This is a genomic window from Myxococcus sp. AB036A (assembly GCF_006547355.1).
Taxonomy (GTDB): domain Bacteria; phylum Myxococcota; class Myxococcia; order Myxococcales; family Myxococcaceae; genus Myxococcus; species Myxococcus virescens.
In genome coordinates this window covers 1-18869 of record NZ_VHLC01000139.1, presented here as the reverse complement: position 1 = coordinate 18869, position 18869 = coordinate 1, and the positions used below count along the sequence as shown (strand labels likewise).

At 69.7% G+C, this 18869-nt stretch carries 21 protein-coding genes and 1 rRNA gene; 8 read left to right on the top strand and 14 right to left on the bottom strand.

Annotated features, from left to right (window positions below; genetic code table 11):
* Positions 1–80: ribosomal RNA gene (rrf, locus tag FL344_RS34995) — 5S ribosomal RNA — on the top strand; the annotation flags it as partial.
* Between the two features lie 76 nt (positions 81–156).
* On the opposite strand, the gene FL344_RS34990 is transcribed toward rrf, so the two are convergent.
* The gene (locus tag FL344_RS34990; RefSeq protein ID WP_141621587.1) at positions 157–291 is read right to left on the bottom strand and encodes an alkaline phosphatase; all 135 of its coding nucleotides are present in this window, start codon (positions 289–291) and stop codon (positions 157–159) included.
* A 178-nt stretch (positions 292–469) separates the two neighbouring features.
* On the opposite strand from FL344_RS34990, the gene FL344_RS34985 reads away from it, so the two are divergent.
* Positions 470–913, top strand: a complete 444-nt coding sequence (locus tag FL344_RS34985) for a hypothetical protein (protein WP_194858680.1) — start codon at positions 470–472, stop codon at positions 911–913.
* A gap of 3 nt (positions 914–916) precedes the next feature.
* Here the strand turns inward: FL344_RS34985 and FL344_RS34980 are convergent, their stop codons facing one another.
* Positions 917–1117, bottom strand: a complete 201-nt coding sequence (locus FL344_RS34980; protein ID WP_002640911.1) for a SlyX family protein — start codon at positions 1115–1117, stop codon at positions 917–919.
* A gap of 66 nt (positions 1118–1183) precedes the next feature.
* Between FL344_RS34980 and FL344_RS34975 the strand changes: the two genes are divergently transcribed.
* Positions 1184–1486, top strand: coding sequence for a hypothetical protein (locus tag FL344_RS34975; protein WP_141621585.1), 303 nt, complete (start codon positions 1184–1186; stop codon positions 1484–1486).
* Between the two features lie 18 nt (positions 1487–1504).
* On the opposite strand, the gene FL344_RS34970 is transcribed toward FL344_RS34975, so the two are convergent.
* The 3 genes from FL344_RS34970 to FL344_RS34960 all read right to left on the bottom strand — a co-directional run bounded on the left by FL344_RS34970 (position 1505) and on the right by FL344_RS34960 (position 3394).
* Positions 1505–2497: a lipopolysaccharide assembly protein LapB gene (locus tag FL344_RS34970; RefSeq protein ID WP_141621584.1), complete on the bottom strand. Its 993-nt coding sequence runs from the start codon at positions 2495–2497 to the stop codon at positions 1505–1507.
* Between the two features lie 11 nt (positions 2498–2508).
* Positions 2509–2853, bottom strand: coding sequence for a hypothetical protein (locus FL344_RS40150; protein ID WP_141594195.1), 345 nt, complete (start codon positions 2851–2853; stop codon positions 2509–2511).
* Positions 2854–2968: 115 nt separating this feature from the next.
* Positions 2969–3394, bottom strand: a complete 426-nt coding sequence (locus FL344_RS34960; RefSeq protein WP_141621583.1) for a hypothetical protein — start codon at positions 3392–3394, stop codon at positions 2969–2971.
* 211 nt (positions 3395–3605) lie between these two features.
* Between FL344_RS34960 and FL344_RS34955 the strand changes: the two genes are divergently transcribed.
* Positions 3606–3833, top strand: coding sequence for a hypothetical protein (locus FL344_RS34955; RefSeq protein WP_090495650.1), 228 nt, complete (start codon positions 3606–3608; stop codon positions 3831–3833).
* Between the two features lie 105 nt (positions 3834–3938).
* Here FL344_RS34955 and FL344_RS34950 read toward each other — a convergent pair whose 3' ends face one another.
* The 4 genes from FL344_RS34950 to FL344_RS34935 form a co-directional block, all read right to left on the bottom strand.
* Positions 3939–4778 carry a hypothetical protein gene (locus FL344_RS34950; protein WP_141594197.1) on the bottom strand — a complete coding sequence of 280 codons (840 nt, stop codon included), beginning with the start codon at positions 4776–4778 and terminating at the stop codon, positions 3939–3941.
* The gene (locus FL344_RS34945) at positions 4775–5533 is read right to left on the bottom strand and encodes a hypothetical protein (RefSeq protein WP_141621582.1); all 759 of its coding nucleotides are present in this window, start codon (positions 5531–5533) and stop codon (positions 4775–4777) included. The genes FL344_RS34950 and FL344_RS34945 overlap by 4 nt, the downstream gene beginning before the upstream one ends.
* Positions 5530–7938: a TonB-dependent receptor gene (locus FL344_RS34940; protein WP_141621581.1), complete on the bottom strand. Its 2409-nt coding sequence runs from the start codon at positions 7936–7938 to the stop codon at positions 5530–5532. The genes FL344_RS34945 and FL344_RS34940 overlap by 4 nt, the downstream gene beginning before the upstream one ends.
* Before the next feature lie 144 nt (positions 7939–8082).
* On the bottom strand, positions 8083–8496 hold the full coding sequence (locus FL344_RS34935; RefSeq protein WP_228565593.1) for a hypothetical protein: 414 nt from the start codon (positions 8494–8496) through the stop codon (positions 8083–8085).
* Between the two features lie 187 nt (positions 8497–8683).
* Here FL344_RS34935 and glpD point away from each other — a divergent pair, with 187 nt between their 5' ends.
* Together glpD and FL344_RS34925 are read left to right on the top strand one after the other, a co-directional pair.
* Positions 8684–10381, top strand: coding sequence for a glycerol-3-phosphate dehydrogenase (glpD, locus tag FL344_RS34930; RefSeq protein WP_141621579.1), 1698 nt, complete (start codon positions 8684–8686; stop codon positions 10379–10381).
* Between the two features lie 201 nt (positions 10382–10582).
* A complete protein-coding gene (locus FL344_RS34925; protein WP_141621578.1) occupies positions 10583–12388 on the top strand; it encodes a S8 family serine peptidase in 1806 nt (601 codons plus the stop codon).
* Positions 12389–12404: 16 nt separating this feature from the next.
* On the opposite strand, the gene FL344_RS34920 is transcribed toward FL344_RS34925, so the two are convergent.
* Both FL344_RS34920 and FL344_RS34915 read right to left on the bottom strand, forming a co-directional pair.
* Positions 12405–12893: an anti-sigma factor gene (locus tag FL344_RS34920; RefSeq protein ID WP_141621577.1), complete on the bottom strand. Its 489-nt coding sequence runs from the start codon at positions 12891–12893 to the stop codon at positions 12405–12407.
* The gene (locus FL344_RS34915; RefSeq protein ID WP_228558576.1) at positions 12890–13486 is read right to left on the bottom strand and encodes an RNA polymerase sigma factor; all 597 of its coding nucleotides are present in this window, start codon (positions 13484–13486) and stop codon (positions 12890–12892) included. Before FL344_RS34915 ends, FL344_RS34920 begins: the two co-directional genes overlap by 4 nt.
* 177 nt (positions 13487–13663) lie before the next feature.
* On the opposite strand from FL344_RS34915, the gene FL344_RS34910 reads away from it, so the two are divergent.
* Positions 13664–14914: an acyltransferase gene (locus tag FL344_RS34910; RefSeq protein ID WP_141621576.1), complete on the top strand. Its 1251-nt coding sequence runs from the start codon at positions 13664–13666 to the stop codon at positions 14912–14914.
* A 54-nt stretch (positions 14915–14968) separates the two neighbouring features.
* On the opposite strand, the gene FL344_RS34905 is transcribed toward FL344_RS34910, so the two are convergent.
* Both FL344_RS34905 and FL344_RS34900 read right to left on the bottom strand, forming a co-directional pair.
* A complete protein-coding gene (locus FL344_RS34905) occupies positions 14969–15262 on the bottom strand; it encodes a FruA-associating protein, FapA (protein WP_090495641.1) in 294 nt (97 codons plus the stop codon).
* A gap of 177 nt (positions 15263–15439) precedes the next feature.
* The gene (locus FL344_RS34900) at positions 15440–16489 is read right to left on the bottom strand and encodes an NAD(P)-dependent alcohol dehydrogenase (RefSeq protein WP_141594205.1); all 1050 of its coding nucleotides are present in this window, start codon (positions 16487–16489) and stop codon (positions 15440–15442) included.
* 117 nt (positions 16490–16606) lie between these two features.
* Between FL344_RS34900 and FL344_RS34895 the strand changes: the two genes are divergently transcribed.
* Positions 16607–17512: a LysR family transcriptional regulator gene (locus FL344_RS34895; protein WP_141621575.1), complete on the top strand. Its 906-nt coding sequence runs from the start codon at positions 16607–16609 to the stop codon at positions 17510–17512.
* Between the two features lie 10 nt (positions 17513–17522).
* Here FL344_RS34895 and FL344_RS34890 read toward each other — a convergent pair.
* The coding region (locus FL344_RS34890) for an AAA family ATPase (RefSeq protein ID WP_141621574.1) at positions 17523–18869 on the bottom strand (1347 nt) is incomplete at its 5' end.

The following is an 18869-nucleotide window of genomic DNA, read 5'->3' as shown; positions in this document are numbered from 1 at the left end:
TCCCGAACACGGAAGTTAAGCCCTCCAGAGCCGATGGTACTTCGCGGGAAACCGCGCGGGAGAGTAGGTCGCTGCCGGATTCTTTTTGAGAAACCCCCGGTGTCCCTCGTGGACACCGGGGGTTTTCCGTTTTGGGGCGCGTGGGGTTTCCGCGCGTCACCGCGGGCGCTGGGCCTGGCGTCGCGTGCGCAGCCGGCGCACGCCCCCCACCGTCAGCAGGGCCGCCGTCGTGGCCAGCACCAGCAGGTGCTCGGCTCGCGCGGCTCCCTTGGCAACGCCAACCGGCTCCACAGCTGCGACGCGAGCGCTTGCGTCGCGCGTCGTGTTGCAGTGAACGTCCTCCGTCCGCTGAGAGTCGCTGCCTTCCGCTGCGACTGCCTTTGATGATTTGAAGCTCCGTGTTGCTGGCATCGACGCGCTCGGCTTGGTTGAGTGTGGGCTCCCCGCTGTGTTGAGAGGAGCCTCTCGAATGAAGCTGCTTCGTCCTTGCCTTGGCGCGCTGCTCGCGGCCGGCCTCTTCCTCGTACCCACGAACTCAGAGGCCGCGGTCCGTGTCGGGCTTGGGGCTGATTATTGGATTGATGACAGCGCGGTCTTCAACTTCACGCTGGGCGTTGAGACGCCGCTCGCGGGGCCCCTGTCTGTTGGGGCTCGGTTCGGTGCAATGCTCATCACCGAGGGCAACGACATCGGTGTTCCGTTGGACCTGGTCCTGCGTGCGAACCTCGCTAGGTCCGGCGTCTACATCGAAGGCATGGTCGGACCCTGGCTCGTGTTTGGCCGTGGCGACACCTTCCGGGCGCATGCCGCGTTTGGCTTTGGCCTTCAGGGCAAGGCCGCGAGCATTGGTCTCGAGGTGGGTTACCTGGAGCCCAACCCGACCATTGGTCTGCGGCTCGGCTACAAGTTCTGAGCCTCAGTAATGCGGTGGACGCTCGTCATGACGGGCGTCCACCAGGCCGGGCTCGGCTTCCAGCTTCTGCTTGAGCCGGTCCACCTCCGCGCGCAGCTGGTCGATGACCTTCTGCTGTTCGTACAGTACGCCGCTGAGCTCCTGCAGCAGTTCCTGCTGGTGCATGTAGCGGATTTCCAGCTCGGCGATTCGCTTCTCGTCCATGGGCACTCACCCATATCCCGGCGAGGCGGCCTGCGTCCCCACCAGGTTGAACCTTGCTCCCTCCGCATGAACGTCGACAAACACATCCAGCGTGCTCGTGAGCTGCTCGCCCGGAACCAGCCGGAGATGGCCGAGTCCGCTCTCAGCGACGCCATTGATGCCGCTGTCGCCGCCGAGGACATCGTCCTGCTCACGCGGGCTCGCTTCGCTTTGGGGGAGCTGCTCTTCCATCAAGGGCGTGATGCGGAGGCGGTTCCCTACCTGCAGGCCGTCGTGCGCACCGAGCGCGCCGATGGAGCCGTGGACGTCGAGGTGAAGGACTCCGCCCGCATGCTCCGACAGATCCGCGGCATCGAGCCTCGGGAGTAGGTCCCCGGCTCCTTTGCGTCAGGGGATGCTGCAGGACTTCCGAATCAGCTCCGGCCGGCCGGAAAAGCGCCGCTCAAGGTCCATTCGCGTGAGCCGGGCATCGTCGATGCGCCGCTCCTTGACCTGAATCGCGCAGAGGGCCGCCATCGCCTTGGGGTCTGCCGGGTCCAGCCGGTCCGCTTGGCGCAAAGCCTCTTCCGCGGTGTCCACTTTGCCCAGCCGATGCCAGGCGAGCCCGAGCTCGAAGAAGCCCAGGCTGAGCTTCGGGTCCTCGGCCACCGCCGCGCGGAAGAGCTTCACCGCTTCGGCGTCGTGACCTTCTCGGCTGTGAACCCGGCCTTGTTCCACCAGGAGCCTGGCGTGCGGCAGGCGCCCTTCAAGCTTTCGGAGGACGGCCAGCGCCTCTTCGCCCCGCTTCGCCGCGCTCAGCAGGTGGACGTAACGCAGTCCGACCAGCGGGTCGCCGGGCGCCTTTCCATGCGCCCGCTCCATCGCCTCGGCCGCGCCCACGACGTCCCCGTCCTTCTCTTGTAGCTCCGCTCGGAGCAGGTCCGGCCGCGCGTCTCGTGGGGCCAGCGTCTCTGCTCGAGACAGGGCCGTGCTCACACACCGGCTCATCCGCTCGACGTCGCAGATTCTCGCCAGCAGGAGCTGGGTTTCGACCTCCTGGGGATTCCGGCGCTCCGCCTCCAAGGCCAGCGCATGGGCGTCATCTGGCGCCCCATCCAGCAGCAGCGTCGCGGCCTCTCGCAGCTCCGCCGGCGTGGCCTTGGCGTCGTCCTTCAGCGGCCGCAGGAAAGGGACACGCTGCGACACGCTCGACATGGCCCGTGCGATGGACAGCTGCTGCTCGGGCATGTTCCTGGAGATGAAAAGCGGAATGAGGTGGATGAGCGTCACCACGGTGCACACGATGAGCAGGCTTCGGGTCCCCCGGTTCAGCCTGCGGCGATGCGCTCCCTCTGCTTCCTGCACTGCCGATTCTCCTGGAGGCGCGCTCCGCCTCACCATGCATCCCGCTACTACACTGCCCGCAGTCTTGGACGTAGCCCCGAGGGCAGCTCCAGGCCACAGCTCCAACACAGTTCGAAGTTGCCGGGGTTCTCTTCGCGGCACCGTGGACACTCCACCGACCGCTCGGCGTGCTCTTGATTCTCCTGCAGCTCTGCCAGGAGGCCTTTCGCGTGCTCGAGGTCATGCGGCTCCACCCACAGTTCTATCCAGGTCTCCGCGCTCGGAATCTCGCCGCTCAACGGGGCAAGGGCTTCTCCGCGCACCTCTACCGCAACTCCCATGGCTTCCAGCGCACCCGCCAGAAGCCGTGCTTCTCCCACCGTGCGATGCACGGACAACTGCACGCGACTCATGCTCCTGTCTTCACAGAAGCCGAGCTCGGCAGCAACCCCGGCTACAGGCTCGCTCCCGCCCGCACGATGGGCGGCTTGCTTGGGCGGGCGACACGCGGCGTCCGGCCCTGAGGCGCTACTGCTCTTCTTCGCGCAACTGGTGCGGCAGCACCGCGTGTGCGCGACGCGGGGCCCGGGCATGCAGCTCGGTTGTCAGCAGGCGGTCTAGCTCCTCGAGCAGGGCGTCATAGAGGGGGCCAGCGCCCTGGGCTGGAAGTCGCTCGGCCGCGACGCGCACGCGAGGGGATTCTTCGTCTTCGAACGCGAGAGTCACCGCGAGACCGTCTGGCCCACCTGCCTGCGGAACCATGACGACGGGGGCGGGGGCGCGGCTGGCTTGTTCGAAGAGCGGGCCCAGGCGCTGGATTTCCGCTCCCGTGAGGTCGCGCTCGCTGACCACCTCACCCTGCTCCAGCACCTTCAGGTGCTTCATTCCTTCCAGCCGGAGCGCCTGTGCGCCTGTGTTCGTTCGCCCACTGCGCTCGTACGTGACCGTCCTCACGCCGCGTCACCTCCTTGGGCACGAGGTAGGCACCCTTGCTCGCCGCCGCATCCGGCAAAGCCGCGGCTCGCGCATTCCGTGTCTGGCACCGAGCGATGTCGTGTGCTTCCCGACACCGGATGAACCCCTCCGCACGAGTGTTTCCACCTGGGCCGCTTCCTAGTTTCAGGCCTCCCCGGCACTTTCGCTTGGGGAGTCCCGAGGTAGGTCCATGAGCAAGGACAGCGGCAAGAACCAGAACGACCAGCGCGCCAACTCCAAGAATCCCAACAACCCCGCGCACAAGGCGTCGCAGGACAACCGCTCCAACCAAATGAACCCCAATAGCCCTCGGCAGTCGGGCAACAACCCGAACGGCGGGAGCAACAACAGCGGGAACAACTCGACGGGGGGGAACCCCGCGGCGAACTCGTCTGGCTCCTCGCACAACAAGAGCTGAGCTTTGAAGGCTCCAGGCCCAGGGAGGGTCGGCCCCGGGCCTGGGGGCTCATGCTGGCGCGGTGGCCTGCCGTTCGTGCCACCGCGCCAGCATCCCTCCGCGTGGTCAGCGCGCCCGGGGCTCGCACTCACCTTCGCCGCGGTAGTGCCCCAGGTTGCGCGTCAGCGCCGTGACGAAGTCGCGCAGCGTCTGCACGTTGCCCACGCCACCCGTGCCGTACTGCCCCGACGGCAGCTCCGTCAGGTCCACCGCCGCCAGCTCCTCGAGCGTCACCTCTCCGTCGGGACCCGCGATGCCCATGCTGTCCGCGGCGGCCAGCGCGTCGAAGCGCATCTTCGCGTCCGGCGACTGCAGGTCGTCGAAGAAGAGGTGGTCGCCGTGGATGGTGAGCTGCACCGTCTCCTCGCCGTCCTTGGGCACCGTGACGCCCGCGCCCAGGCCCGGGCTCTCGCAGTGCTCGTAGACGGTGTTGGTGGTGAAGCCCCAGGCGAAGCGCTTGGTCTGCGCGCCCTTGGTCGCCGTGCCCTCCAGGTAGACGGAGTAGCCGCCGTCCTTCATCCGCGTGACGTCCGCGGCGTCCGCGTTGCCTGCAACCGCGTTGGCGTTGGGCGCGATGGCGAAGCTGACGTGGTCCCACTCCTGGGCCGGTACGTCGCGGAACGTCTCCACCACCACCGGGCCGGGCTTGTGCACGTCGAATACCCGCGCTTGCGTCATCTCGATGGCGGTCTCGTCGTGGTTGCCGACCTTCACCTCGCCGAGCACCACGAGGAACTTGCTGAAGCGCACCGTCCAGCCGTCCACGATGCCGTCCTCGCCACCCACGGCCGCGGGAATCTCCTTCTCGATGTAGTCCTCGCCATAGGTGGTGAACGTCACCGTGCCCGCGCCGTCGCTGCACGCCATCAGTCCCAGACAGGAAAGCCCCAGCATCCACTTCTTCATTGCGCAGCTCCTTCCACCCACGTCACGACGTAGGCAGTGGTGTCTTCCACGCCGCGCATCAGCGCGTTCTGCGCCTGGCTGTCGGCGGGGAAAGTGTAGACGCCATCCGCGTCCAAATCGGTCGCGGTGGCGAAGTCAATGCGGCCCAGCCACGTCCCCAGCTTCACGGCGATGCGCACACGGCCCGCCTCCATCCCCAGCGACTTCTCGAAGCGCACGCCCTGGATGGGCTTGGGCAGGCTCGTCAGCGCGTCGAAGCGCCGCTCGACGCCCTCCGCGTTGCGCGCCGTGCCGCGGACGCGCATCGCCTGGCCGCTCAGAACGCCCTGGGCGTCTGTGGCCTGCGTGGGGGCCGTCAGCGTCAGCTCCAGGGAGCCGTACTCGCCCGTCACCGCGCTCGCGTCGCCCAGCGTGGCGCCGGTGAGCAGGTCCACGGTGTGGGTGGTCAGCATCTCGGCCAGCGCGTCGCCCGGTGAGTAGTGTCCGGGGTGCGCATGGGCTGTGCCGCCGATGAGCGTGTACCAGTCGAAGCGGCGGGCCGTCAGCGCGCGGCCTTCAAAGAAGCGCACCGGGCCCACGGAGAGGTGCGCGGACTCCACCGTCACTGTCCAGCCTCGCTCGTTGGCGCCCGTCATGGGGGTGGACGTCACCTCCACGGGAAAGGTGCGCCGCTCCGCTTCGCTGCCACAGCCGTTCAGGACCGTGGCAGAGGCGGCCAGGGCCAGCGCGCCGGTGAGGATGTGTCTGCGATTCATAGGTGGACCTCCAGGGAGAGCGAGGCCATCCGAGGCGACCCCGCGGTGAAATGTCTTGCCGGGACGAGGCTCGCCGCGGTGGCAGGGTCGAAGCGCGAGCCGTAGACGAACTCGCCATCCCTCCAGCGCGCGTCGAGCAGGTTCGAGACCTCCAGCCTCAGCCCCAGCTCGCCCCGGCGGATGGCGACGTGCGCATCCGCGAGGAACACGGTGGCGCTGCGCTCGCTGAAGGGCAGCGGGCGTGGACCGATGAAGGTGAGCCCCGTGCCCAGCGACAGCGTGCTGCCACCGAACCCCGTCCAGGTCAGCGGGCCGTCCCAGCCTACGTCGGCGCGCGCGACGAAGGGCGCGAAGTAGGGCAGCAGCGTGTCCGAGGCTCGCACGTAGGCGTGGGCGAACGTGGCGCTGACCGAGGTGACGAGCCCTGGCAGTGGACGGGCCTGGAGCGCGGCGGAGACGCCCGAGCGCAGCGTCTGGCCCGTGTACACAGTCGTGCCCACGGTGTGGTCGAAGAAGAAGTCGTTGTCCACCTGCGAGCCGAAGAGGCTGAGCTGCAGGGCCCAGTGCTCGCCGTCCTTGCGCGAGCCCAGCTCCGCGCCTCGGATGGAGACGAAGGGGGCGCGCTCGCCCCCCGAGAGGCTGCGCGCCTGCGGCGAGCGGAAACCGTTACCGTAGCTGGCGAACAGGCGCCAGGCGTCCGCGTCATCTCCCAGCGCGTACTCCACGCCCGCCTTCGCGCCCAGGTGGACGCCGAAGGCACTGCGCGAATAGCCCTGTCCGTCGTAGTAACGCGGGTCCCGGAAGGCGAGCGCGTCGAAGACCTCCACACCCAACGCGTCCGCGCGCCCCCCCAACCGGAAGCTCCAGCGGCCCAGTGGCATGCGGGCCTCGGCCCAGCCCCAGACGTCCGTCTGGGTGAAGGCCGCGTCAATCTCGTCGGAGAAAAAGGTTCCGTCGGATTCGCGGTAGCGCCGCTGCGTCTGCTCCACGCTGTCTCGCCGTGCGCCCAGTCCCAGCTCCAGCGCGACCGGGCGGCCGAAGGCCGTCACGGACCTCCGATGCTCGGCGCGGGCGCCCAGCGTGGTGGCGTTGTTCGTCTGCTCCAGGCCGTCACCGCGCTCGTCGACACGGAAGCCCGTGAAGTTGTTGCGCAGCCGCAGGTCCGAGAGGATGCCGAAGACCTCCAGCTTCGTGCGCCCGTTCCCCGTGCGCGGCAGGTCCACGCCGAGCAGCAATTGGTGCCGTGACACCGAGCCGCCTTGCCGGCCCAGGGCGGCGGAGAAGAAGTCGCTGCGGCCCGAAAGCAGGTCGTCCTCGCGCACCACGCCCGGGGAGTCGAAGCGCGTGACGTAGCTGCCTGCGAGTGCGCGGACCGTCAGCCCATCTCCGAGCGTCGCATTGGCCTGCGCGAGGAGCGAGGCGCGGCCGTAGCCCCGCTGAGCGCCGAAGCCTCTGCCTTCACCCAGCTCCACCGCGGCGAAGGTTCCCGCGTCGTCTCCCGGTCGCACCGTGGCCACGAGCCGACGCTGGCCGTACTGGCCGAGTGTACCCAGGAGGTGGACGCCGGGCTCGGCGACGCCCAGGTCCATGCGGACGGTTCCCGCGACGGCGAAGTCGCCCTGCGCGGCACGGTAGGAACCTTCCGTTACTTCGAGCGCCTGCACGACCTCTGGGATGACGAAGTTGATGTCCGCGTAGCCCAGCGCGTGGATGTGGCTCACCTCGTTCACTGGCAGGCCGCCGACGTCGAGTTCCACGTCCTGGCCGTGCAGCGCGTCGAAGCCTCGGAGGAAGAGCTGTTGGGCCTTGCCCTCTCCACTGTGCTGCGAGGCCACGAGGCCGGGAACGGCTCGCAGGAGATCCACTGCGTTTCTGCGTGGCGCAGCGTCCAAGATGTCCCGGCCCAGTGTCACCTCGGACGCGCTTTGCGCGGGACGCGCGCCGCGCACCACCGTGGACTTTGACGGCGGTTCCTCGGCATCGAGGTCGGATGCGCTGGTGAGGGATTCCTCCTGCTCCGAGGGGAGAGGATGGGAGCTTGCCTCCGACGAGGGGACGTCGGCGGTTGGGGTGATGGGGTGAGGGGAGGATGCTTCCTTGGGAAGCTGTCCGGGCGCGTTGGCTGAGGACGTGTCCGCTTCCGCCGGAGACTTCACGGATGTGGTGGCGCTGGCTGCGGGTGGGGCTTGGCGCTCCGTGTTCACGAATGGCGGCACGTCGTCATGTGCGCTCGTGCCCGTGCCTGCCGCGGCACGCTCGGACGCGGGAGATGGCTCTCGTGCCGCATCTGGCGGACGGTTCGAGGGCGACAGGGCGAGGACACACGACGACATTGCGGCAACGAGGAGCACGGGCACGTACGGACACACAGCGGCGCAGGCCCCATGCTGCGGCGTCTTGCTCACGCTTGGACTTCGCGCGGCGCACGACGCCCCAGGGAGTGACCCCACCGGGACGGGTTCAGAAGTGAGTCAGCAAGCAGGACACACGGACCCCTGCGTGCTCCGCACGCGAGGCTCCTTGCGTTGACTGCGCGAGGGTGATGCCGGCTACGGGCCCTGGGGCATCGCCGTCGGGCGCACCGCGGAGCCGGGGACCCTCGTGGGGCCTCGCTGGAGCTCCGCCAGCCACGACACTTCACGCACGCGCGGCAGCTTCATCACCGCCCAGGCCAGCGCGACCGCCTGCAGGTGCTCCACGGAGCCCGTCAGGTGCTCGTGCCCGCTCTTCCGTTCATCGTCGGGGGCGGGTTCCCCCGCGCCCTCATCGCCACGGTGTGCGTGCTCGTTCCCCGCACCGTGCGCGTGGGCACGCCCGTGCGGGTGTGAATGGGCATGGGAGTGGTGATGACCACCACCGCCGTGCTCCACCACCGCGTGCAGCCCCGGCGCCACCACGAGCCCGTACACCAGGACCATCAGTCCCAGGCTGGCCAGGTCGCGTCGGTCGTGGGGGTTCAACAAGGCCGTGGAGCCCAGGGTGAGGGGAGGGGTCGGCCGCCTCCTATCTGTCTTCATCCGGACGCGCAAGGCACCGTCCCCCCTCGGATGGGTGCCTCGCGGACACATGTCGCCTCGCTCCGTGTAGCGCGCTTGACGCAGCGCATTGGTTTCCGCTGCCCTCGCCGGCCAACGCCGCTACACTTGTGCCGTGCGTTCTGAATCCGTCGCGCTCAGCCGTGTTGTCTCCGAATCAGATGTGCCCCCGCCTCCGTCCCGCGCAGCACGCCTGCGGGCCCTGGCCACGGAGACCTTCGACGTCCTCATCATCGGGGGCGGTGTCACCGGCGCGGGCTCGGCGCGGGATGCCGCGCTTCGGGGCCTCAAGGTGGCGCTCGTCGAGCGTGACGACTTCGCCAGCGGCACCTCCAGCCGCTCGTCCCGGCTCATCCACGGCGGCCTTCGTTACCTGGAGCACGGCCACCTGGGCCTCGTGTTCGAATCCAGCATCGAGCGCCAACGCCTGCTGCGGCTCGCCCCGCACCTGGTGCGTCCGCTCGCCTTCATCTGGCCCGTGTACGCGGGCGCCCGCGTGCCCCGCTGGAAGCTCAACGCGGGCCTCATGCTCTACGACGCCCTCTCCCTCTTCCGGAACGTGAAGGGCTACCGGCGGCTCAACGCCCGGCAGGTCCACGCGGCCGAGCCCGGCCTGCGCACCGACCACCTCAAGGGCGGCGCCCGCTACTACGACGCGGCCACGGACGACGCGCGCCTCACCCTGGCCAATGCCGTGGGCGCGTCCGAGGCGGGAGCCGTCGTCCTCAACCACGCGTCCGTGAAGGCGCTCGTCCTGGAGCAGGGACACGCGCACGGCGCGACGGTGGTGGACCACCTCACCGGCGAGGAGGTCACCGTGCGCGCACGGGTCCTCGTCAACGCCACTGGCCCGTGGAGTGATGAAATCCGCCGGCTGGATGCGCCGAATGGGGCGAGCCCGGCCGTGCGCGGCAGCAAGGGCGTCCACCTCGCCGTGCCGCGCGAGCGCATCAACCACCGCGACGCCTTCACGCTGCTGTCCCCCAAGGACGGCCGGGTGATGTTCGTGCTGCCCGCCGACAACTTCACCATCATTGGCACCACGGAGACGTCCACGCGCGCGCACCCCGCGGAGGTCCGCGCCAGCGAGTCCGACGTGGCCTACCTGCTGGAGTCCGCCAACGCCTTCTTCCCCGAGGCGCGCCTCACTCGCGCGGACGTGGTGAGCGCGTGGGCCGGCATCCGTCCCCTGGTGGCCAGCGGCTACCACGGCACGCAGGCCGACGCGGGCAGTGCCAGCCGCGAGCACGCCATCGACGTGAGCCCCTCCGGCGTGCTTGCCATCAGCGGTGGCAAGCTCACCACCTATCGCGTCATGGCGCGCGACGTGGTGGACGCCGTGGAGCGCCGCCTGGGTCAGCCTCGCCGCCGCTCGCCCACGGATGTGTTGCCCCTGCCGGGAGGAGACATCCGCGCGTTGGATGCCGAGTTCGCCGCGGCGCGCGCCGAGGTGGGAGACGACGCCACAGCCGTCCACCTGGTGCGCGCCTATGGCAGCCGCTGGCGCCGCGTGTGGGCCCTGACGCGAGAGGACGCCGCGTTGTCCCGGCCGCTCGCCGAGGGGCTTCCCTACCGGGCCGCCGAGGCCGCCTGGGGTGTCACCCACGAACTGGTGCACACCCTGTCGGACCTGCTCATCCGCCGCCTCAAGGTGGCGTTCGAGACGCGCGACCAGGGGCAGGCGGCCGCGCGTGTGGCGGCCGAAGTCATGGCGCCCCGGTTGGGCTGGGACGCCGCGGAGACACAACGGCAGCTGGACGTCTATGCCGCCGATGCGCTCCGCCTCTTCGGCGTGGATCCAGCCGAGGCGTGAAAGGGCGAACGCTCCCCTGTCGGCTGCTCGCCGGGCACGTCCTGCCACGGACAGGGGCGCGAGCGGCCGATTCGCTGGCGTGGTTAACTTGCGCTCCGGGAACGGAATCAGGTGTCCTCCCGTTCATGCGCGTCCCTGGAAATCCATCAGCCGCGCCGTGACGTACGACGCCTGCTGGACGGGGCACTCGAGGAGCGTGAAATGAAGCGTTGCGTCTGGCTGGGTCTGGTCGGGGGGCTGATGGCATGTGGCTCGGAGCAGGAGCCCAAGGCGTGCCCTGGTACCGAGGGGGCGTCCCAGTGGCCGGCGGTGGTGTCCGCGGCGCGAAGCGAGGCGGCCCTGACGGACGATGGCGGGGAGGACGTCATCATCGCCTTCCGGCAGCGCGTCTTCGCCTCCGCGCAGGCCAACACGGATGCTTTCGCCAACGAGGTGACGCGCGCTGGAGGCCAGGTGAAGCAGCGCGTCCCGTCGCTGAACATGCTGTCCGCCCGGGTGTCTCCCGAGGTGCGCACGGCGCTCGCCCGGAATCCGGACGTGGTGTCGGTGTCGCCGAACCGTCCGGTGTATGCGCTCGGCATGTCGCGGCCACCGCTGCCCGCGCAGGCGTGGCTGGGCGCGGAGCCTCGGCCGCCCCCCAACACCGTGGGCTCCGTGGGGGAGTACACCGACGGCCTGAAGATGGTGCGGGCCAACAAGGTCTGGGATTTCAACGACGACGGTGTCCTCGATGAGGGCCGGCCTTCGGGCACGGGCATCAAGGTGTGTGTCATCGACAGTGGTTGGGACAACCGCCACCCGGAGCTGCAGGCCGCCTTCATCGGAGGTAAGGACTTCATCAACGGGTCCGCCAACGCGCTGGCCCTGGACGCGCAGGTGGACTCGAAGGGCAACGTGCTGCTGTGGGGCGGCGGACACGGCACGCACACCGCGGCCACCATCGCCGCGCAGCTGGGCGGGGGCGGCCGGGTGCGGCTGGGCGAGGACCCCAACGGCACGGTGGGCGTGGCCCCCACCGCGTCGCTGCTGATTGCTCGGGTGCTGAACGAGCGCGGCACGGGCGACACCCTGAATGTCATCGCCGCGCTCCAGTGGTGCCAGGAGCAGGGGGCGAACATCGTGTCGCTGTCGCTGGGCGCCGTGTCGAAGAACGAGGCCGAGGAGCTGGCCTTCAACCAGGCCAAGGCGAATGGCGTGCTGGCCATCGCGGCGACTGGCAACTCCGGCGCGGGCGAGGTGTCCTTCCCCGCCGGGTACGACTCCGTGGTGGGCGTGGGCGCGGTGACCTTCTCGGGGGAGTGGGCCAGCTTCTCCCAGTACGGCCAGGGCATCAACCTGGTGGCCCCCGGCGTGGGCGTGTTGAGCGCCACCATCATCGGCGGGGCGCCGTATGGCGAGGTGGCCGCGAGCGGCCAGCAGTTCGCGTCCAACCCCCTGGAGTTCTCGGCCGTGGGCGCCTATTCGGGGCGGATGGTGAACTGCGGCCTGGGCAGCAGCATCTCCGACTGTGGAGAGGCCGCCACCTGTGATGGCTTCGTCGCCTATGTTGACCGCGGCGGCGGCATCCTCTTCGAGGAGAAGGTGCGCAACGCCGTCCGTGCCGGAGCGAAGGCCGTCATCATCGGCAACCACACCGCCGAGGAGGGCACGGGCAACTTCACGCTCAACGGGCCGTCCAAGCTGTGGGTGCCCACCGTCTCCGTGTCCTTGGAGTCGGCCAACGTGCTTCGCGAGCTCATGGGGCAGGACGTGACGTTGGACGTCACCGGTCTGGACTACACGCTGCAGACGGGCACCTCCATGTCGACGCCGCACGTGGCCGGGGTGGCGGCCTTGGTGTGGAGCCTGAATCCCCAGCAGCTCAATGCGGAGATGGTGCGCAAAGCCCTGCTCGAGACGGCCCGGGATTTGGGGCCGGCCGGGTGGGATCCGAACTACGGCAACGGCCTGGTGGATGCGGTGGAGGCCGTCCAGCACGCTGAGGGCCAGCTGACCCCGGCGCCGTAGGTCACCGCGGCCAGCGTCAGCGCAGGGTTATCAGGGGGGAGGCCACCAGGCACGCCCCCACGCGGGCTTCCAGCGCCGCCACGGCTTCCCGTGAAGGGTCGTCACACCAGTCGACGGCCCGGGTGGCGGTGGTGAGCGCGTCGTTCCGGGGCCAGGGCTCGTCGGCGCTTGGGAGGCGCGTCACCTGGAGCGTGGTGATGCCCACGAAGGCCACCGACGCCAGGGCCGCGGTCAGCATCTTCCCCCAGTGCATCCAGCTGACCTTCGGGGCGGCGGGCACCACGGGCTTTCGCAGCCGGGACTCCAACGCGGCGAAGTCCAGGGCGGGCCGCGCCGGCATGCGCCGCGCGCGCTGCGCCATCCACCCACGCTCCGCGCGCAGCCAGCTCAGCGCGTGCTGACAGGCGGGGCAGGCCTGGGCGTGAGCGCGGACCCGCGCGGCGTCCTCGGGGGAGAGTTCGTCGGCCAGCAGCGCGTCCAGTTCGGTTTCGCGACAAGCGCTCATGAGTGGCCTCCAACGTGTGCGGCCAGGTGCTCGCGCAGTTGGAGCCGCGCGCGGTGGATTTCGTTCTTCACCTTCTGGAGCGACCAGCCCATCACCGCTGAAATCTCCTCGTAGGGCAGGCCGTGGTCGATGCGCAGCAGCAGCGCCGCGCGCCGGTCCTCGCGCAGCGTCCCCAGCGCGCCCGCCAGCAATCCTTCCAGTTCCCGGTCCAGGAGCAGGTCCTCTGGCGTGGGCGTGGGCAGCACCGCCTCCACCTGGCTGCCATGGACTTCATCGTCCATGTCCACGTGGACGCCCCGGTGCCGCAGCGACTCCAGGTACACGTGCCGGGCGATGCCCAGCAGCCACGCCCCCAGCCGGTCCTCGTCGCGAAGCGCGCCCAGCCGCGCATGGGCGCGGACGAAGGTCTCCTGCGTGGCTTCGTCCGCCGCGGCCTCGTCGCGCAGCAAGTCCTTCAAGAAGCGCCACACCCCCGCGGCGTGCCGTTCAAACAGCCAGCGGAAGGCCGCGGGGTCACCCGTGCGCGCCCGGCGCAGCAACGTCCGCTCCCGGTCCGTGTCGGACGGGGGCGCACCTGCCAGCACCATTTTCATCGCGGAAAGGAGGGCCACGGCACCAAGGTGTCACGGGCGGCCCGGGAGTTTCACGCGCGCGTGCGTTTTTCCCGCGCCCGACTGCCTGGTGGCAGGACTGACACCCCGAACCGCAATCCCACGCACGCCGGGTGGTGGTCTTGTTGAATGACAGTCGTTGTTGATAAGAGAACTTTCATGTCCTTGAACTCTGGCCGTGTGGATGCACCCACGGCGCACGCTCCGCGCCTGCAGGGTCACCTGCCCGTGCTGGACGGTGTGCGGGGCCTCGCCGTCCTGCTGGTGGTGTTCTTCCACACGACCCACCTGAGCGACCAGAGCGTGGCGGGACGCGTGACGTGGTGGCTGGCCGGCGCCGGATGGACGGGCGTGGACCTGTTCTTCGTCCTCTCCGGCTTCCTCATCACCGGCATCCTCTGGGAGGCGAAGGGACAGCCGTACTTCTTCCGCAACTTCTACATGCGCCGCTTCCTGCGCATCTTCCCGCTCTACTACCTGGCGTTGGCGGTGTCGTTCCTGGTGCTGCCATCGCTGGCGGGCCGACTGGGCCTGGACGAGCGCATCACCACCGACGGCGCCGTCTGGTACCTGCTGTACTTCTCCAACTTCTACCAACTGTGGGTGGACACCACGCACCCCATCCTCGGCGTGGTGTGGTCGCTGGCCATCGAGGAGCAGTTCTACATCGTCTGGCCCTTCCTCATCGCCGCGGTGTCGTACCGGGGCGCCATCCGGCTGTGCCTGGGCACCATCGCCACGGCCATCCTGGTGCGCGTGGGGCTCACGCTGTACGGGGCCAGCATCGAGAGCACCTACGTGGTGACGTTCTGCCGCGTGGACTCGCTGGCGATGGGTGGCCTGCTCGCGATGGCGCTGCGCCACCCGGAAGGGCTGGGCCTGAAGGCGTTCCCGTGGATGCGCTGGGCGGTCTGGGCCTCGGTGCCGGTGGTGCTCGCGCTGGTGGTGCTGCCGGTGGGCCCTACCTTCGAGCTGGTGAAGCGCACGGGCGGCTACACCGCCATCGCCGTGCTCTACGCCGTGTGCGTGTACAAGGCGGTGGCCGTCTCCAAGGGCCACGTCCTGTACCGCTTCCTCACGACGCGGCTGCTGCTCACCTTCGGCAAGTACAGCTACGCCATCTACCTCATCCACTCGCCGCTGGACGCCATCCTGCGCCGCACGGTGCTGAAGACGCCGCTGAAGACGGTGGCGGGCTCGGACATGCCCATGCAGCTGGTGTTCTACGTGGTGGCCGCGGGCCTCTCGCTGGGGCTCGCGCTGGTGAGCTGGAACCTCTTCGAGAAGCACATGCTGAAGCTCAAGGACTACTTCCCCTACGGCCAGCGCCCCGCTCCGGTGCCGCTGCCGGTATCGCTGCCGGAGGGCACCCAGGCCGAACGGACCGAGGCTTCCGCTCGGGTGGCGTGACGTTCGCTGGCGTACCCGGCGCCGCCGTCCAGCGCCGGGGCTCCCGGCGCTTCGTCAATCACGGCGCATGGAGAAGGCTTCCGCGACGCGCAGGGCCCACGTCTCCGCCGAGTCGAGCTCCGCGCGGGCGCTGGCGTAACGGTCCAGCCCGGCCTCCGAGCCGTCCCGCGCGAAGATGGCGTCGTGCAGTTCCTTCTGTGCGCGGCTGAGCCAATGGCTCGCCTTCTGGCGAAGCTGGGCTGCCTTCTGGGGCGTGGGGGCGGCGAGCGCCGGATCCAACAACTCTTGCTCCTCGGGGTACGGGGACGTCACCTTCACGAAACCGGCCTGCGCAATCGTCGTAGTCATGCTCTGAGAATTCGCACCGAACGGCGAGCAGGCACCTGACCAATGGGGCAGGACGATGTGCAATGGCGTGCACTGTCCTGCCCTCCAGGGCCGGTGGGCGGGGCGCGACTTCGAGCCGGGGCAGTCGTTGCCTATCGGCTGTTGTCCCGCGAGGTGGGAGCCGGAGCTCCCGGGCGGCTACTTCCGCAGACTCGCGAGGTCGATGACGAACCGGTACTTCACGTCTCCCTTCAGCAGCCGCTCGTAGGCGTCGTTCACCTGCTGGATGGAAATCAGCTCGATGTCGGAGACGATGTTGTGCTTGCCGCAGAAGTCTAGCATTTCCTGCGTTTCCTGGATACCCCCAATCATTGAGCCCGAGAAGCTCCGCCGCGTGGGGATGAGGGAGAAGGGGCGGACGTCGAGCGGCTTCTCCGGGGCGCCGACGAGGACCAGGTGGCCGTCCCGTCGCAGCAGCCGCAGGTACGCGTTGATGTCGTGCTGTGCGGAGACGGTGTCGAGGATGAAGTCGAACCCGCCCGTCTGCGCGGCCATCTCCTCCTTGTTCGAGGAGACCACGACGGCGTCGGCGCCCAGGCGCGCGGCGTCCTGCTTCTTGCGGTCGGTGTGGCTGAAGACGGTGACGTGGGCGCCCATGGCCTTGGCCAGCTTCACGCCCATGTGGCCCAGTCCGCCCAGGCCCACCACGCCCACGCGCTGACCCGGCTGCACCTTCCAGTGCCGCAGCGGCGAGTACGTGGTGATGCCGGCGCACAGCAGCGGCGCGGCGGCGGCCGGGTCCAGGTTCTCCGGAATCCTCAGCGTGAAGGCCTCGTCCACGACGATGGCCTCGCTGTAGCCGCCCTGGGTCGCTGTCTGCCCGTCCTTCTCCTTGCCGTTGTACGTCTGGACGTTGCCCTTCTCGCAGTACTGCTCCAGGCCCTCCTGGCAACTGGGGCAGGTGCGGCAGGAGTCGACCATGCAGCCGACGCCGGCCATGTCCCCGACCTTGACCTTCTTCACCTGGTCCCCCACGCGGACCACGCGGCCGATGATTTCGTGGCCTGGGACCATGGGGAACCGGGAGCCGCCCCATTCGTCGCGCGCCTGGTGCAGGTCGGAGTGGCAGACGCCGCAGTAGAGGATTTCAATCTGCACGTCGCTGGGGCCGGGCTCGCGGCGCTCGAACTGGAACGGGGCGAGGGGGGACTTGGCGTCCTGGGCGGCATAGCCGCGAACGGGAATCATGAGGGGTGCTCTCCTGGCCTTGGGGTGTTGTCACTGCTCGGCGGAACGGAATATGCGTCCGCGCTCGCGCGCGCGTAACAGGCGAAATCGGGACGCGCTGCTTAGGAAATCTTCACAATGGCCTTCACGCCGCTCAATGCCCTGAATGCCTTCCTGGTGGTGGGGCGCAAGCGCAGCTTCGCCGCGGCCGCCTCGGAGCTGGGCGTGTCCGCGTCCGCGCTGAGCCAGTCCGTCCGCCAGTTGGAGAAGCGGCTGGGCGTGGTGCTGCTCACCCGCACCACGCGAAGCGTGTCCCTCACGGACGCGGGCCGCCGCCTGCTGGAGTCCGCAGGGCCGCCCGTGGAGCAGGCGCTCGATGCCCTGAAGACGGCCACCGCCCGGCCGGGCGAGGTGTCTGGTTCGGTGCGTCTCACCGTGCCCACCGTCGCCGTCACGCCCGTGGTGACGCCCATCCTGGCGCGCTTCCTCCGGCGCCACCCGCGCGTGGAGGTGGACCTGCGCGTGGAAGACCGGCTGGTGGACGTGGTGGCGGAGGGGCTGGATGCCGGCATCCGAATGTCGGAGGCGCTGGAGCGCGACATGGTGCAGGTGCGCCTGTCGGGCAGCACTCGCTTCGTCGTGGTGGGCGCGCCCGCGTACCTCGAGCGGCGGGGCACGCCCGAGCGGCCCACGGATTTGCTGACGCACGACTGTCTCTGCATCCGCTCCGAGACGACGGGCTCCATCTACCCGTGGGAGCTGGAGCGTGGGCAGCGCAGCTGGCGCGTGCCGGTGCGCGGGCCGTTCGTCAGCGCGCATTGGAGGGCGCACGTGGAGCTGGCGGAAGCGGGCCTGGGGCTCGCCTACGTGTTCGAGCCGTCCGTGGAGGCGGAGCTGGCGCGCGGCACCTTGCGCCTGGTGTTGGAGCCCTACGCGGCGCGTGTGGAGGGTTTCTTCCTCTACTTCCCCAGCCGCGCGCAGGTGTCGCCCGCCTTCCGCGCCTTCCTGGACGTGGCGCGCGAGGTGACGGCGGCGCCTTGCTGAGCCGAGCCGGCTACGCGGTCGGGATGTTGCGTACGCGGCCCCGCACGAGCGCCGCTTCTTCGGAGAGGCCCGTCTCGTCCAGCAGCGCGGCGGCGCGGTGATAGAGCAGGGCGGCCTCCAGGTGGCGCAGGGCGGCGGCCTCCGCGTTGGCGGCGGAGACGAGGAAGGGGGCCGCGCGGCGTGGCTCGTGGCCGTCCAGCCAGTGCTGGGCCACGACGACGGGCGCGGCGCCGCGCTGCTCCAGGGCCACGGCGAGCCGGCGGTGGAGCAGCGTACCCAGCGCGCCGGGGACGCCCTGGCGCACCACCTCGAAGAGCAAGTCATTGGTAAAGCGCTCGCCCCTCAGAATCTGCGCGCCTTCCAGCTCCGCCACATGCGTGACGAGCGCCAGCGGGTTCATCTCCAGCACCTCGCTGGCCAGCTCCAGCGTGAAGTCCGTCTTCGCCAGCGCCGCCAGCCGGGCCACCAGCAGCGCGGACGGGGACAGCCGCTCCAGCCGCTGCTGGATGAGCTGCTGGCCCCGGCCGGAGGCGGGGACGTGTTCGGGCCAGCCGCGTTCCAGGCCGCCGGTCTCCAGCAGGTACTTCAGCGTCTCGGTGATGAAGAGCGGGTTGCCGCCGGTGTGCCTCGTCACGTCCTGCACCAGCTTCTCCGCGCCGGGAAGCTCCAGGCTTTGGAGCAGCGCGCCCACCGCCGAGGAGCCCAGGGGCTGCAACTCCACCAGGATGGCCAGCCCCGCGGTCACCAGCTGCTGGACGAAGACGGTGGCCTGGGGCGACAGCTCATCCGTCCGGTAGGTGTCGATGAAGCGCGGGAAGCGGCCGCCGGGCTCGGGCGCGTGGCGGCGCGACAGCATCAGCACCGCGAACTCCGCGGTGGCGCTGTCCATGAACTGGAGGTCGTCGGCCACCATGGCGTCCACGCTGGCCGCGAGCTGGTAGACGAGCTGGCACTGCGCTTCCAGGAAGCGGCTGCGGTCGGCCTCGTCCGCCATGGGCGGGGGCAGACCTTCCTGTCCAGCCTGGTCCGGCAGCAGGCGCGCCAGCTCGCGCCGCACCCAGCGCGGCAGATCCGGGTCGGGAACCCGGGCCAGCATCTGCCGCACCAGCCGCACGTGCGAGGCGTAGGGCACGCTCTGTTCGCCGGGCCGCGCCTCCAGCAGCAGGTAGCTGCCCCGCGACGCCGCGAAGTCATGGGCCAGGCGCGTCTTGCCCACGCCCGGCTCGCCAGCGATGAAGATGGTCTGCCCCGCCTCCCAGGCGGCCTCCATCCGCGCCCACTCGGGCTCGCGGCCCACCAGGACCGGTGGCCGGAGCACGGAGAGGGGCAGCCGGCTCGTGGGTGGGGGCACCTGCCT